The following is a 15,399-nucleotide window of genomic DNA, read 5'->3' on the forward strand; positions in this document are numbered from 1 at the left end:
GAACCTGCCATGGACTCTCCTTTTCTGACTCACGCAAACGGGGCTCCCGTCGTCGACAATCTGAACATTCAGACCGCCGGCCCGCGCGGTCCCGCCTTGCTGCAGGACATCTGGCTGCTGGAAAAGCTCGCACATTTCGACCGCGAGGTGATCCCCGAACGCCGGATGCATGCCAAAGGGGCGGGAGCCTATGGCAGCTTCACGGTGACCCGTGACATTACCCGGGTCACCCGGGCCCGGCTGTTTGCCGCGGTGGGACAGCGCACACCGGTATTCGTGCGCTTTTCCACCGTGGCAGGCGAGCGCGGCGCCGCCGATGCCGAGCGCGACATCCGCGGCTTCGCGGTGCGGTTCTATACCGACGAGGGCAACTGGGACCTCGTCGGCAACAACACCCCGGTCTTCTTCTTCCGCGATCCGCTGCGCTTCCCCGACCTGAATCACGCCGTCAAACGCGATCCGCGCACGGGAATGCGCAACCCGGACAGCAACTGGGATTTCTGGACGCTCCTGCCCGAGGCGTTGCATCAGGTGACCATCCTGATGAGCGACCGTGGCATTCCTGAAACCTATCGCCACATGCACGGCTTCGGATCGCACACCTTCAGCTTCGTCAATGCCTGCGGCGAGCGGAGCTGGGTCAAGTTCCACCTGCAAAGCCGGCAAGGGATCAGGACCCTGACCGATCAAGAGGCCGCGGTCCGGATCGGCGCAGACCGCGAGACGCACCAGCGCGACCTCTTCGAGGCGATCGAGACCGGGCGGTTTCCACGGTGGACGCTCTTCATACAGACGATGAGCGAGGCGCAGGCACGCCGGCACCGGCACAATCCCTTCGACCTGACGAAGGTCTGGCCGAAGGCCGAGTTTCCCCTGATCGAGGTCGGCCTGCTGGAGCTGAACCGCAATCCGGACAACTTCTTCGCCGAGGTCGAACAGGCCGCCTTCAGCCCGGCCAACATCGTGCCCGGGATCGGCTTCTCGCCGGATCGGATGCTGCAGGCGCGGCTCTTTTCCTACGGCGATGCCCAGCGGTACCGGCTAGGCGTCAACTTCCCGCAGATCCCCGTCAACAGGCCCGTCTGTCCGGTCCATTCCTATCATCGCGACGGCGCAATGCGGGTCGATGGCAATGCCGGCGCGACCCCGGCGTACTATCCCAGCACCGGCAACGAATGGGCCACTGGACCGGACCTCTTCGACCCTCCTCTGGCCCTCGACGGCGCAGCCGCGCATTGGGATTACCGCACCGAGGACGATCATTTCGAGCAGCCCGGTGCCCTCTTTCGCCTGATGAGCGGGGCACAGCGCCAGCTGCTGTTCGAGAATACCGCCCGCGCCATGGCCGGCGCCCAGGCCCACATCCTTCAGCGCCACGTCGACAATTGCAGCCGTGCCGACCCCGCCTACGGCGCGGGCGTGGCGGCGGCCCTCGGGATTGATCGTCCCGCCGAGGCCGCTCCGGGGGCAGAACGATGACGTGCGTATCGCCCGGCGCACGGCAGACCCGCATTTTCCCTCCCCACTCCTTCACCGAAAGCGACCCCTCATGACCCGCAGCATTCTCGCACCCCTTCTCGCCGCCCATCTCGTCAGCCCGAGCCTCTCCTACGCCGACACCGCCTCGCCGGAAGCTGGTTCCGTGATCTTCCCCTCCTTCGACCTTGTCGAAACCGAGATCGTGACAAGCGGCGACACCGCCGTCTTCAGAAGCCGCGTGCGCGGCGAGGCCGGCGTCGACATCCCCGACGCGACGGGGCAGTTCGCGGGTTCGGAGGTTTTCGCCTATGTCTGGCCCACCGATCTCGACAGCGCCGACATCGGCTTCGACGCAGGCCAGGGTATCGTCGCGCTGGCGGTCACGTTCCACCCCGATTTCGACGACGCGGCCCATGGCGGCGTCAACCGCCACATCTGGCATCCGCACTGGGTTGTCCTGGCCACCGATGACGACTGCGGAGCAGGCCTGAAGGTGATCGACATTCCAGAGGGCGCGACGCCCAGGGTGCCGCCAACCTGGCCGGGTGTGCCGCTTCTGATCGACAGCCCCGACTATCCCACGGGGTTCCAGGGCGACACTGTCGAGGTGACCGTCCCGCTCGACCTGATCGGCGGCAGGGTCGTCGCCTCGGGCGACGGGATCACCGCCGGACTGAAGATCAACGCGAACCTCCACGCGCCCCTGCTTTGCGTCGATTCCTCGCCCCTTGTCAGCGCGTCGGCTTCGGCCGTCCCTGCGCCGCCGGTCTCGCCCGCGGCGACGGAGCCGCCGGCCCGTCGCGACGCGTCCCCCTGCGCCGCGGCCTGTGCTGCCACGCTGTCGAAGACGGTCGGCGACATCACCTATGCCTACCGCTCCCTGGGCACGCAAGGCGAACCACCGCTGGTCCTGCTCAACCGGTTCCGCGGGACGATAGACGAGTGGGACCCCGCCTTTCTCGACCGCCTCTCGACCGCCCGTCACGTCATCGTCTTCGACAATGTCGGCGTCGCGCGAACCGATGGCCGCTCGCCCGAGCGACTAGTCGGCTGGGCCGAAGGAGCCGCTGCCTTCATCGAGGCGCTGGGCTACGATCAGGTCGACCTTCTGGGCTTCTCGTTCGGCGGGCTCGTCGCGCAGGAATTGACCCTGCAGCGTCCCGACCTCGTGCAGCGCCTCGTCATCGTCGGCAGCGGCGCCGGCTATGTCGAAGGCGCGAACCTGAGCGAGCAAGCGATCGAGGTCGCGACGCGGCCGGTGAATTCGGACGAGGATTTCCTCTACCTGTTCTTCCGGGACACGCCGACAAGCCAGGCGGCCGGACGGGCTCACCTGGCCAGATTGCGCGAACGCGCCGACGCCTTCGACCGCGTGGTCAGTCCCGAGTCGTGGATGGCAATGCTGTCTGCTGGCAGCGATGTCGGCACGGCCGAGACCTCGCTGCTCACCCGGGTCGGGGACATCACCCAGCCCGTGCTGATCGCCAACGGGGTCGAGGACGTGATGATCCCCACCTACCAGTCCTTCGCTCTGGCCCAGGCGATGCAAAATGCCCGCCTCGTGATCTACCCCGACTCCGGACACGCCTTCATGTTCCAGTTCCCCGAAGCCTTGGGCGACGAAGTCATCCGCTTCCTCTCCGACCCGGCGTGACAGCCATCACACCTCCGCACACCACCTCTTGCCCCCAACTCAACGGAGCACGGCAATGTTAGAAGAAGATTTCCAAAGCGCTGAGGGCACCCGGATTCACATGCGAACCTGGAAGGCGTCGTCGCCGCCACGCGGTGTCGTCGTGATCTGCCACGGCCTGAACTCCCACAGCGGACAGTACCAGTGGGTGGCGAGCAAGTTCGCAGCCCAGGGCCACGAGGTTTTCGCACTCGACCTGCGCGGACGCGGCCTGTCCGATGGCGAGCGCTTCTATGTCGATGACGTCGCCAGCTATGTGGATGACCTGCGGGGCCTTGTGGCCATCGCACGGCAACGGCTGCCCGGCCTGCCGATCTTCCTCCTTGGACACAGTGCCGGTGGCGTCGTCTCCTGCAGTTACTGCCTCGATCATCAGGAGGAGATATCAGGCCTGATATGTGAAAGTTTCGCCTACCAGGTCCCGGCGCCCAGCATCATTCTGGCCGCGATCAAGGGGGTCAGCCACGTCGCACCGCGGCTTGGTGTCCTGTCCCTGAAGATGAAGGACTTCACCCGCGATCCGGAGGTGCTGGCCGCGCTCGAAGCCGACCCGCTGACCCGTCACGAGACCCAACCGGCGGCGACGGTGGCGGCGCTGGTGCGCGCGGACGAGCGGCTGCACGACTCGTTCGGTCGGATCACCCTGCCGGTGCTAATCCTGCACGGCAGCGCCGACAAGGCGACCGCGTGCCAGGACAGCCGGTTCTTCCACGACCACGCCGGATCCCGCGACAAGACGCTGAAGATCTACGAGGGCCATCTCCACGACCTCTTGGCCGACATCGGCCGCGAGTCGGTGATGGCGGATATCTCCGACTGGATCGCGGCACGAGTGCCGAAGTCCGCGGCCGCGTAGCCGGTCATCTGCACCCCGCGTCCGACCGGCGGGCCGGCCGGACCCGCCCAATACCTGCGCCGCGTGTCCGCCACCGCCGCGCGCCACGGTTTCCCTGATCGGTGGCCCCCAACCTTCACGGAGAAAAAACAATGCGTTCGTTCCGAAACCTGTTGTCTGCCGCGTTTGTCTGCCTGCTGGGAAGCGGCATTGTCGGTCTCCCGACCGGCCTTGCCGCACAGCATGCCCAGACCGCCAAATCGAGCGTCCTTCCCACCGGCGGTGGCCAGTCGCTCCTCGATCCCTCGGACACCGTGATCCTGCTTCTCGACCACCAGGCAGGCCTGTTCCAGACGGTCAAGGACATCGATGTGGACGACCTGCGCCGAAACGTCGAAATGCTCGCCAAGCTGGCGACACTGCTCGACATTCCCGTAATCACGACCGCCTCCGAGCCCGGCGGCCCCAACGGACCGCTCATGCCGGAGATCCACAGCTTCGCACCCCACGCAGTCTATGTGCCGCGCAACGGCGAGGTGAACGCCTGGGACAACGCGGATTTCGTGGCCGCCGTCGAGGCCACCGGCCGCAAGACCCTGCTGATGGCCGGCGTCTGGACCAGCGTCTGCGTCATGTTCCCGGCGCTGGACGCGAAGGCCGCAGGCTATGATGTCTACGCGGTCATCGACGCGTCGGGCGACCCGAGCGAGATGGCATCCCGAGTGTCCGTCGCCCGCTTCGCCCAGGCGGGCGTTGTCCCGACCACGACCAACGCCGTCCTCTCTGAAACACACCGCACCTGGAACAGGCCCGAAGCCGCGGACCTCGCCCAGCTCTACGCCCTGGTCGCTCCGAATTACTCAGCGGTGATCGAGAGCTATGTCCGGGCACAGGAAAGCAATAACTGAACCCCGAACACGGATACCTGAGTGACGAGTTGCGCCCTCCTCGCGCGACTCGTCACCGCCGTGCGGAAACGCGGATGCCCGGCGCGTGAACGAGATTGATCTCAAGTCTCGATAGCTGCTCGAGGCTACGCTGATTGGTTCAGAGAAGCATTGAACAACAAAGTGATACGCCGCTGCGTCTCAGCCCGATAGTAGCGCAAGACGGTCATCCGATGCGAGGCTGCAAACGCCGCAATCGGATCGCAAGAACGCTTTCGCAGGGGCAAGTGGCGGAGAGATAGAGACTGTACTCGAACGTTCTCCGTCTTATGTACCTTACGCAATGGCGAACGGATCGTCCACGACGCCAACCAGGGGCATAAGGAACTCGCCATCATCGGGATCGAGAGCTTCTGCATAAAACTGGTCCGTCGCTTCGATGGCTTCCTCTATGCTCTGCTGCGTTCCATCGAAGAGTTCCATGACTTCAGAACCATTGCGACCGTTCGACATGCCCTTGATGACGGCGAAGTAGGTGCCAATGTCCACCTTGTTGTTGAGATAATCGACGTCCGATCCTTGCGCGCCCCCGAGCAGGTCTAAAATGAAAGTCTCTTTCTTGAGGGCGCCGGAATTCAAATGCCCCAACCAGAAATCGAAGCCTCCCTGATCGGGAAGGCGTCCGAGCACGTTGTTGTATACATTCTCGAGGAAAATCTCGTTGGAGGATCCGTCCGGATAGAGAGCCTTGGTTTCGGCCGCAGTACTGAACAAGGCTGCGATTTCTTCAAGGGACTGACCATCGGCGTAGGCCGTAGCCCAAAAATAAAGGCCCATGGAGTCAGGGGCGCGGTTGAAATACGCGATGTAGAGTTCGATCAGGTCTCCAAACTGTTCCTCGCTCAAATTCGTCGGACCACCAAACATCTCAAGGTTCATTGGGTTGCCGCCAAGCGCCGGGATTTCGGTCTCGAAGTCCAGGAACTCGATATCGATCAACTGGTCAGTCCCGTTGCCGTCTGCCCGGCGGTCAGCAAGCGTTGCACTCGTTGGGCTGAGCGTCAGCGTGTAGCTGGCCTGATCGCCCGAATAGATCGCAGTGTCGCGACCGGGACCACCGTCTAAACTGTCGGCTCCAATACCGCCCTCTAGGATATCACCACCTACACCGCCAAAAAGGGTATCATTACCTTGAAGGCCTTTCAGAGTGTTGCCCGCATCGTTTCCGATAATTCTGTCGGCCCCACTTCCACCGGTAGCATTCTCGATTGTGACGCCAAAAGCGATATCCATAAGACCCAGGCTGCCATCTGGCGAAATGACATACGAAAATCGACCTGCGCCTCCTTCTTCTACCTTTAATGTCGCGGCGCGCAGATCGACTACGGCGTCAGAAATTACTCTCGAATAATCCAACACATCGATACCACCAGCATCCCAGATAGTCTGCTTAACAATTTTGGGCTGGTAAGTGCTATCGCCCTTGTTCCAATCTTCGTTGGCGCCATACATTGCTTGTAACGATGCGATGTCCAAGGTCCCGTAACTATCTCGGGATGCCACAATTGGTTCGCCTGTAATGCTTCTAGGCTCGCTGTCCGGTCCAATTCGAGTACCAATTGCCATCATAGTGTAATTGTTGGAGTTCAATGAAAAATACCCGGGGTCGTGTAGGTTTCCAACTCCCGGGAGTGTTTGACCTTCAAATGGATGATAAAGGCCCAGCGCGTGACCTATCTCATGTCGGACCAAGAAATCATTTTGGTCAACGTAGGGCGCGAAAAATACGGTAACCACTGGTTCGTTGGAATTCGGATACTCTGCCCATCCTGCCGCACCGCCAAGCTGACTATCCTTTGCAAACTTTATGTCGGCGTTTTCCACAGATACCAGTTTAAAACGTAAATCAGTGAACGATGAGACTTCGGCAAAAACCTCTTCAACAAGTTCTATTTCATCTTCATTCCAACCAACGGCAATACCAGAACCGCCGCTACCTTTCACGACTGGATACTTGTCTCCCTCAGAATAAAACCCGAAGGTGATTGTCTTTTTCGTCCATCCGTTCTCGCTTCCCAATGCGCTCACTAGTGGGTTGCCGGAAACGCTAATATTGGTAGCTCCAATAAACATAGAATCCTAGTCGTTCCAGTTCAAAACCGCGCGCCCCAACGGATATCCAAGTGCTACTCTGCCTTCCAGCCGTCCAACTACCTGCAAACGAAAACAACATCCTTTTTGCTACGTGATCCGAGTTTCCAATCACCCTGAAATGACCAGTGACCATTTTGGTTTTTTCCATAGATCACATTTGAAAGCGTAGCCTGATCAATAAAAATCGTATCGTCCTGCATGTAGACATTGGAGGCTGTGTATCTGGGTGTCCAGTAAGCAACGGGCTGCCCTCCCGCCACCTTAATGGTACCTGTGGTACCATAGAACCTTGCGTCGTAGTTACAATCTGCCATCTGTGCAGAAACAACAGTCCCCAGAAAGCCGAATGTCATCGCAAGAAAAAATACAGTTTTCACAATCTTTCCTCATTGCATGAAACTTGGTAGGCTTAGAAGTTATCATAAATGCAACTGATTCTCAATGAAGGCTGGCCGAAGACCTTCATTTGACCAGCCTGAACGATAAGAGTACTCCGGTTTTCCTTCACTTGTGCCCTATGAAGACAGCATCGCGGCGGCGCCCGGTGACTTTTTTTAGAGGCGCGCATCCGGCTCCGTAACCGACGCATGGCTGGCGTTCGAGCGTTTCTCGCCCCATAAGTTCACTTCGTCGTTGCGCGTCTTGCCGGGCGTATCGGGCATTGGTTGGGTCTCGTTCTGCTGGGGCTGGTCGATGTTGGCGGAGGTACTCGTCGGCCGGTGTTGGTCGCCCGCCGGGATCGTACTCCCCGGTAGTGTCCAGAGTCTTTCGCACTTTCATCATGCGACGACGGCTCCTTGGGTTTGCTCCGCGAATAGCGGGGTCATGTTCATGTACTTCCGTGTCGACCACTGGGTTCCAGCGATGTGACGCAGACGGGCGGCGGCGAGGTTCAGGCAGGATTTACCGTCCGGGAAGGCGCCGACGACTTTCGTGCGCCGCCTGATCTCGCGCATGATCCGTTCCAGCGGGTTGTTGGTTCTTAGCTTGATCCAGTGGCTGTCTGGAAAGCCGTAATAGGTCAGCGTCTCGTGGCCGCTCTCTTCCAACAGCTCTGCCGCTTTCACCAATCTCATGGCGCGCAAATCGGCGATCACCGCCTGCATCTTCTCGGCCGCCGCCTTGCGGTCCTCCTGGGCGTGGATCGCCTTCAGCATTTTGCTGATATCCCGGACCTTGCCCGACGGCACCAGGCTGAAGACGTTGCGGTAGAAATGAACGACACAGCGCTGCCATTGGGTGTCCGGCAGGACCTCGGTGGCGCTCTCCACCAGCCCCCGGCAGGCGTCGGATACGATCAGCTGCACGCCCGAGAGCCCGCGATCCACCAGATGGCGCAGGAAGGCCGACCAGCCGGACTTGTCCTCCTTGGGGCCTTCCATGATGCCCAGGATCTCTCGGTAACCGTCGGCGGTGACGCCGATGGCCACCAGCAGCGACACGTTGCGCACCTCACCGGCCCAACTGCGCTTCATGACAATGCCATCGAGGAAGACATACGGGTGGTCGCCCTCGATTTTCCGGTGCCGCCAGTCGTCGATCTTGGCGTAGATCTTCTTGTTCAGGTTCGAGACCGTGCCGGGGCTCACCCGCGTGCCCCAGAGCGCCTCGGTGATGTCTTCCACTCGGCGCACCGAGACGCCCGCCAGATACATCTCGATCAGCGCCTCCTCGACCGAGCTTTCCCGGCGCTGGTAGCGCTCGATGATCGCCGTCTCGAAGGTCTGCCGGCGCAGCTTCGGCACCTTGAGCTTCACCGATCCGGCCTTCGTCTCCAGCGAACGCTCGTAACTGCCCGCCCGCGTGTCCTTGCGGCCTTCGCTCCGCTCATACCGGCCGGCCCCGCACAGCCGGTCCGCCTCGGCATCGAGCATCGCATTCAGCGCTTCCTCCACCGTGCCACGCACCATCTCGCCAAGGTGGTCGCGAATGCGCGCCTCGTCGATCTGTATCACTTGCCCCATCGCATTGGGCTTCTCGTTCTCGTCCATTCTCAGCTCCTCTCAGCCAGTCTGAAAGGAACCGCCATCCAAATCAAATGTGCGAAAGACTCTGTACGTTATCTACTCCCCCGGTGCCGCCCTGCCGTCCTTCGGCTGAAAGCTCTTCATCGAGGCCCACGCCTCGACGGCTGCCGTCCAGCGATGATGCTGGAGTTGTTTGGACGGAATGATTGAGCAACTTCAATTCGCCGGCAAAGCCCTATGCTACAGCAAACGGATCGTCCACGACGCCAACCAGGGGCATAAGGAACTCGCCATCATCGGGATCGAGAGCTTCTGCATAAAACTGGTCCGTCGCTTCGATGGCTTCCTCTATGCTCTGCTGCGTTCCATCGAAGAGTTCCATGACTTCAGAACCATTGCGACCGTTCGACATGCCCTTGATGACGGCGAAGTAGGTGCCAATGTCCACCTTGTTGTTGAGATAATCGACGTCCGATCCTTGCGCGCCCCCGAGCAGGTCTAAAATGAAAGTCTCTTTCTTGAGGGCGCCGGAATTCAAATGCCCCAACCAGAAATCGAAGCCTCCCTGATCGGGAAGGCGTCCGAGCACGTTGTTGTATACATTCTCGAGGAAAATCTCGTTGGAGGATCCGTCCGGATAGAGAGCCTTGGTTTCGGCCGCAGTACTGAACAAGGCTGCGATTTCTTCAAGGGACTGACCATCGGCGTAGGCCGTAGCCCAAAAATAAAGGCCCATGGAGTCAGGGGCGCGGTTGAAATACGCGATGTAGAGTTCGATCAGGTCTCCAAACTGTTCCTCGCTCAAATTCGTCGGACCACCAAACATCTCAAGGTTCATTGGGTTGCCGCCAAGCGCCGGGATTTCGGTCTCGAAGTCCAGGAACTCGATATCGATCAACTGGTCAGTCCCGTTGCCGTCTGCCCGGCGGTCAGCAAGCGTTGCACTCGTTGGGCTGAGCGTCAGCGTGTAGCTGGCCTGATCCCCGGAGTAGATTGCGGTGTCGCGACCGGGACCACCGTCGATCAGGTCGTTGCCTGCGCTACCAGTCAAGGTGTCATTAGACCCAAGACCCCGCAGCGTGTCGTTGCCGTCACCAGCGGTCAGGACATCAGGGTCGGGCGTACCGGTGAGGACTTGCGGTTGCGGCGCATCTGTGATCGCAACCGCGGCGCTGGTGAGCTCTTCCCGTGTGTTGCCGCCATCCAGATAGGTCACATGGACCGAGAGCTCGAAACCGACATCATCCGACGTCACCTCGTAAGTTGTGTCAGTGGCATCCACGATGTCCAAGCCATCCCGGCGCCATTGGTAAGTTAGCGTGTTGTCGCGAATAGTGTCCGGCTCGTTAATGCCGCTGATATCCACTGTGAGTGTCTGACCATCTTCTGCAAGACCGGTGATCATCACGTCGCCGCTGGGGGGGGTATTCACGTAAACGCCCACGCTGCTACGGACACCTGTGCCGCCGAATTCATCCTCGTACGTGAAGCGCGGCGATATGTAATAGCCCCTGTCATCCTCGGTCACGGTGTAAGTTGCTTGGTGAGCACCGGGTATACGCTCGACGGTCTGGAATGACTGGTTGAGGCGGTACCAACCCCAAGTGATCGATCCTTCGACGATGCCGTCCTCGTCGGTGATGTCTGATCCATCCGCCGTCAGCGTTTCGCCGACAGCCGGTGTGCCCGTCAGTACGATAAAGCCCTGGATTGGGTCGTTGACATTCTCCACCGGTGCCGTCGGTGCGCTCGTCACGCTCTCCGGAGTTCCAAAGGTGTCGGTGTAGCTGTAGACGACCGTGATTTGCTTTTGGACGTCGTCCTGGGTCAGCGTATAGCTGGAGCCTTCCGCCCCTGGAATGTCGATGCCGTCCCGCTGCCACTGGAAAGTCTCCGTGGCAGGATCAATGCCGTCGTCGTCACTCACACCGGAGACGTCCGCTGTCAGAACCTCGTCTTCCTTGGCAATCCCTTCAATCAGAAGACTCCCCTCCGGTTCGACGTTGTCAGCAAAGACGATATCGTTTTGGGAGAGGGTTTCAGGAGTGACGTTATCGCCCTGGATCGTTAGCACAGTACCGTCGGAAAATGTGATTATGGCACTGCCGGGGGCGGCGTTTTCAACTGCGTCCTCGGCGTCTGACCGGTCGAACGCCGAAAGATCAATCGTATCCAGCCCTAGCTCGAAATCGGTAATGGTATCCTGACCGTCACCCGGCGAGAGGACGAATGTATCCGCCCCGTCTCCACCAGTCAGCGAGTCGTTTCCGCCCCCGCCATTGAGGATATCGTTACCATCGTGGGTCCGAATTTCGTCGTCCCCATCGTCGCCGAACACGAGATGGTCGCCGGACACATCTTGCAGGTAGATGACATCGTTCCCGGAACCGCCGAGGAAGTTGTAGGCCTCCGCGTTACTGATCTTCAGCTGCTGCGACCAGTTCGATCCATCCCAATTCCCGCTCGTCGCAAGGAGGTTGCCAAAGCGATCATCATCGAAGCGGACGCCCGACGTGTAGGCCGACATGTCCACCGTCACGCGGTCAAAGCCATCGCCCAGGTTGAGGGATGTTCTCTGCACGTCGATGGTCGCGTCCATCACATACGTGATGTCATCGTCACCACTGCCCGAGGTGAAGCTGAAAATCTCGACGCCGGTGATGGTTGTGCCGTCAATAAGAGAGAGCGTCGTGTCAGACCCGCCATCGAAGGTAAACGTGAAGGCCTGTGTTGCCGAGGACCGCACAAGATTAAGACGGTCGATTCCTGATCCGCCATCGATTGCATCAGCGCCGCCTTCGCCAGCATCAATCGTGTCGTTACCCGCACCGCCGCGCACGACATCGTTTCCCTCGCCCGCACTCAGATTATCATTATCTGCACCGCCATCGATGATATCGTTTCCGGCGGCACCGTTGATCGTGTCATCGCCCGCACCGCCGAATAGCTTGTCGTCGCCGCTGCGATACAGGGTTGAGATGTTGTCGTTGCCCGCGCCACCCAGGAAATTGAAGCTCTCCGCGCTATGAAGCGTCAGCCGGTGACTGCCATCTACAGTCTCCGCGACATGGTATCTGTAGGTGGCAGGAAACCCCGAGCGATAGGCGGAAAACGTCACGTCTTCCGAAAACGCCGAGAAATCCACCGTCACGCGGTCCGTTCCGTCGCCAAGTGACAGCGATTGGGTGCCTTCGATCACGGTGTTCATCACATAGGTGATGTGGTCGTTTTCCGCGCCTGCAGTGAAATCGAGATGCTCGATATCGGTGATCGTGGTGCCATCGATCAAGGAAAGCGTCGTGTCAGACCCGCCATCGAAGGTAAACGTGAAGGCCTGTGTTGCCGAGGACCGCACAAGATTAAGACGGTCGATTCCTGATCCGCCATCGATTGCATCAGCGCCGCCTTCGCCAGCATCAATCGTGTCGTTACCCGCACCGCCGCGCACGACATCGTTTCCCTCGCCCGCACTCAGATTATCATTATCTGCACCGCCATCGATGATGTCGTTTCCGGCGGCACCGTTGATCGTGTCATCGCCCGCACCGCCGAATAGCTGGTCGTCGCCGCTGCGATACAGGGTTGAGATGTTGTCGTTACCCGCGCCACCCAGGAAATTGAAGCTCTCCGCGCTATGAAGCGTCAGCCGGTGACTGCCATCTACAGTCTCCGCGACATGGTATCTGTAGGTGGCAGGAAACCCCGAGCGATAGGCGGAAAACGTCACGTCTTCCGAAAACGCCGAGAAATCCACCGTCACGCGGTCCGTTCCGTCGCCAAGTGACAGCGATTGGGTGCCTTCGATCACGGTGTTCATCACATAGGTGATGTGGTCGTTTTCCGCGCCTGCAGTGAAATCGAGATGCTCGATATCGGTGATCGTGGTGCCATCGATCAAGGAAAGCGTCGTGTCAGACCCGCCCTCGAAGGTAAACGTGAAGGCCTGTGTTGCCGAGGACCGCACAAGATTAAGACGGTCGATTCCTGATCCGCCATCGATTGCATCAGCGCCGCCTTCGCCAGCATCAATCGTGTCGTTACCCGCACCGCCGCGCACGACATCGTTTCCCTCGCCCGCACTCAGATTATCATTATCTGCACCGCCATCGATGATGTCGTTTCCGGCGGCACCGTTGATCGTGTCATCGCCCGCACCGCCGAATAGCTGGTCGTCGCCGCTGCGATACAGGGTTGAGATGTTGTCGTTACCCGCGCCACCCAGGAAATTGAAGCTCTCCGCGCTATGAAGCGTCAGCCGGTGACTGCCATCTACAGTCTCCGCGACATGGTATCTGTAGGTGGCAGGAAACCCCGAGCGATAGGCGGAAAACGTCACGTCTTCCGAAAACGCCGAGAAATCCACCGTCACGCGGTCGTCACCATTGCTGAGATCGAGCGATTGATCGCCTACCACAGGCGCAACATAGATCAAATCGTCACCGTCCGTCGGAGTTCCCCCCGGAGCGACATCGTCGTTGTCGATAATCGAGAACGTCGCGGCGGCAACGTATTCGGAGGGCGAAGGGTTGATCACGGTTTGAACGATGACGCCGAATGTCTCATCCAATTCAGGCACGGAATCTCCGGAGATCGTGACCATTACGTCCGTTGAAAGCACACCTGCGAGGAAGGTCACGGGAACATCGAGTAGGCCAGTGTAATCGCCGTCGTTGATTGCTCCGAACGTCTGCACGGTGCTGACGTAGACGGTTTGCTCTGACGATGCGTCCGGGCGTGTGATCGTGAAGGTAATGGTCGCGCCGTCTTCCTCGGTCAAGGACTGAACCGACGGCGTGATCGACCATGTGGACGGAGAAACGCCGGCAGATGTGGTCTCAATACGCAGCGTGTGGTTCGGATCGTTTGCGCCGGGACCAAGAATAAAATCGACCAGCGCGCCTTCGGGCAGCACGCCGATGGACGCGACTGTCTGCCACCCTGAACCGCCGCCGGTGCCATCGACATCAACCTGGAGGAAGGAAGTCTGGCCATCCGGGCCGACGACGATACGAACGAAGTCATCCGGGTCCGCACCACCCTGGTAAGCGGCCCCGACCAGTGCGGACAGGTCAATCCGGTCGCCTTCGGTGAAGCTGTAGGAGCCTGTGTCGCCGGAATTATAGTCGAGGATTGCGTCGAAGTCAGAGGAGGCAGTGGAGTCTATGACGAACGTATCCCGCCCGGAGCCTCCGGTCAGGTTGTCGGTGCCAGCTCCGCCCGACAGAAGATCGTTTCCGCTTCCACCGTCTAGCTGATCGTTGCCGATCTCGCCAAAGATCGCGTCGTTGCCTTCATCGCCGAAGAGCTGGTCGTTCTGGGATTCCGTGGTTTCATTGCCGCCGTAGATCGTGTCGTTGCCACGGTTGCCATGAATTATGTCGTCGCCGTCCTCCCCCAAAAGGCTGTCGTTATCGAGCCCTCCGTCGATAAGATCGCTGCCTCCTCCACCATAGATCGTATCGTGACCGTTAAGTCCGAAGACTATCTGATCATCAGCGCCGGGCCGGATATCGTTTGCGGCGGCATCCGCGATGTATACCTCGTAAGTTCCAAAGCGCTCAGCCGCTTCGCTCGCAAAGTATGCGGGGTGAATGATCTGTTGTGCCTCAAGAGTCAACGACCGATAATTCGGATCAAGTTCATCCGCGGGGCCAGCCCCTTCTGTCGGTCCGAACAGATGCCTGACCGTGTCCAGATAGACTGCTCGATAGTGCTCTTCCAATGACAGATCGCTAGACAAGCTCAAGAAAACTGAAAGTTCGATGCCAATTTCTTGAACTGCGAAGTAGTCTCCAAATACATCGACTACCCAGTCATCGGTGTGCTCAATTGCCAAAAACCTACCATCAAAGGGGGTAACGAAATCAGATATCCCAGGCGAACCGAATGAAATGCCAATAATGTCTTGGAACGGGACACCGTACTGGTTCATGAACACTTCAGCAGCTGCGCCACCGAGGCTATGCCCGGTAACAAGAGGCTTTTCTAAGGATAGAGCATCTTCATTCTCGTAGTAAAATTTCCAGAAGGCATCTCGAAGAATTTGAAACTTATCGTAGTATCCAGAGAAATCGGTAAAACGACCTTCAATATCGTCGCGGATATCTCCGAGTTCAGCGGGGTTTGTACCCGCGAAAGCAAATGCTAGTGTTCCATCTTTGTATGCGATGAAACCTTGCGCATTCTCGAAGTTATAGAGGTAGTCGCTATCGGATGTGTCGGCCCCGAAAAAGCTTGGGTCTAATCCAAGCTCTGGCGCGCCGACTGGCTGCCACCCTTCGGATATCAGATAATTGACCAGATCGACCGAAGTTTCTGCATATGCAGCGACAGAAAGAAATGCTGCGTCGCGGATGTCATCCGCACAAATAGTCGGCATAGAAA

The 15,399-nt window shown here is 59.4% G+C and carries 8 protein-coding genes and 1 pseudogene; 4 read left to right on the forward strand and 5 right to left on the reverse strand.

The genetic code is table 11. From position 1 onward, the window contains the following. The first annotated feature begins 9 nt into the window (after positions 1 to 9). The 4 genes from ACO07J_RS10520 to ACO07J_RS10535 all read left to right on the forward strand — a co-directional run bounded on the left by ACO07J_RS10520 (position 10) and on the right by ACO07J_RS10535 (position 4,915). The gene (locus ACO07J_RS10520) at positions 10 to 1,479 is read left to right on the forward strand and encodes a catalase (RefSeq protein WP_422028778.1); all 1,470 of its coding nucleotides are present in this window, start codon (positions 10 to 12) and stop codon (positions 1,477 to 1,479) included. A gap of 70 nt (positions 1,480 to 1,549) precedes the next feature. Further along, positions 1,550 to 3,133 carry an alpha/beta fold hydrolase gene (locus tag ACO07J_RS10525; protein WP_422028779.1) on the forward strand — a complete coding sequence of 528 codons (1,584 nt, stop codon included), beginning with the start codon at positions 1,550 to 1,552 and terminating at the stop codon, positions 3,131 to 3,133. A 55-nt stretch (positions 3,134 to 3,188) separates the two neighbouring features. Then, positions 3,189 to 4,028 carry an alpha/beta hydrolase gene (locus ACO07J_RS10530; RefSeq protein WP_422028780.1) on the forward strand — a complete coding sequence of 280 codons (840 nt, stop codon included), beginning with the start codon at positions 3,189 to 3,191 and terminating at the stop codon, positions 4,026 to 4,028. Positions 4,029 to 4,159: 131 nt separating this feature from the next. After that, positions 4,160 to 4,915 carry an isochorismatase family protein gene (locus ACO07J_RS10535; protein ID WP_422028781.1) on the forward strand — a complete coding sequence of 252 codons (756 nt, stop codon included), beginning with the start codon at positions 4,160 to 4,162 and terminating at the stop codon, positions 4,913 to 4,915. A gap of 315 nt (positions 4,916 to 5,230) precedes the next feature. On the opposite strand, the gene ACO07J_RS10540 is transcribed toward ACO07J_RS10535, so the two are convergent. The 5 genes and pseudogenes from ACO07J_RS10540 to ACO07J_RS10560 form a co-directional block, all read right to left on the reverse strand. After that, positions 5,231 to 7,027, reverse strand: coding sequence for a DUF4214 domain-containing protein (locus ACO07J_RS10540; protein ID WP_422028782.1), 1,797 nt, complete (start codon positions 7,025 to 7,027; stop codon positions 5,231 to 5,233). A 77-nt stretch (positions 7,028 to 7,104) separates the two neighbouring features. Beyond that, on the reverse strand, positions 7,105 to 7,425 hold the full coding sequence (locus ACO07J_RS10545) for a hypothetical protein (protein ID WP_422028783.1): 321 nt from the start codon (positions 7,423 to 7,425) through the stop codon (positions 7,105 to 7,107). Positions 7,426 to 7,520: 95 nt separating this feature from the next. Beyond that, positions 7,521 to 7,789, reverse strand: a pseudogene (locus ACO07J_RS10550) (IS5/IS1182 family transposase); the annotation flags it as partial. Positions 7,790 to 7,827: 38 nt separating this feature from the next. Next, entirely contained in the window at positions 7,828 to 9,012 is a 1,185-nt protein-coding gene (locus tag ACO07J_RS10555; protein ID WP_177208397.1) for an IS256 family transposase, read from the reverse strand. Positions 9,013 to 9,250: 238 nt separating this feature from the next. After that, a complete protein-coding gene (locus tag ACO07J_RS10560; RefSeq protein ID WP_422028784.1) occupies positions 9,251 to 15,394 on the reverse strand; it encodes a DUF4214 domain-containing protein in 6,144 nt (2,047 codons plus the stop codon). Positions 15,395 to 15,399: the final 5 nt, after the last annotated feature.

Origin of the sequence: Roseovarius sp., from assembly GCF_965228755.1 — a bacterium.
Classification (GTDB): domain Bacteria; phylum Pseudomonadota; class Alphaproteobacteria; order Rhodobacterales; family Rhodobacteraceae; genus Roseovarius.

Bases quoted from the DNA above. Each gene is read 5' to 3' on its own strand.
- ACO07J_RS10520 (WP_422028778.1), top strand. From the start codon at position 10: ATGGACTCTCCTTTTCTGACTCACGCAAACGGGGCTCCCGTCGTCGAC.
- ACO07J_RS10525 (WP_422028779.1), top strand. From the start codon at position 1,550: ATGACCCGCAGCATTCTCGCACCCCTTCTCGCCGCCCATCTCGTCAGC.
- ACO07J_RS10530 (WP_422028780.1), top strand. From the start codon at position 3,189: ATGTTAGAAGAAGATTTCCAAAGCGCTGAGGGCACCCGGATTCACATG.
- ACO07J_RS10535 (WP_422028781.1), top strand. From the start codon at position 4,160: ATGCGTTCGTTCCGAAACCTGTTGTCTGCCGCGTTTGTCTGCCTGCTG.
- ACO07J_RS10540 (WP_422028782.1), bottom strand. From the start codon at position 7,027: ATGTTTATTGGAGCTACCAATATTAGCGTTTCCGGCAACCCACTAGTG.
- ACO07J_RS10555 (WP_177208397.1), bottom strand. From the start codon at position 9,012: ATGGGGCAAGTGATACAGATCGACGAGGCGCGCATTCGCGACCACCTT.
- ACO07J_RS10560 (WP_422028784.1), bottom strand. From the start codon at position 15,394: ATGCCGACTATTTGTGCGGATGACATCCGCGACGCAGCATTTCTTTCT.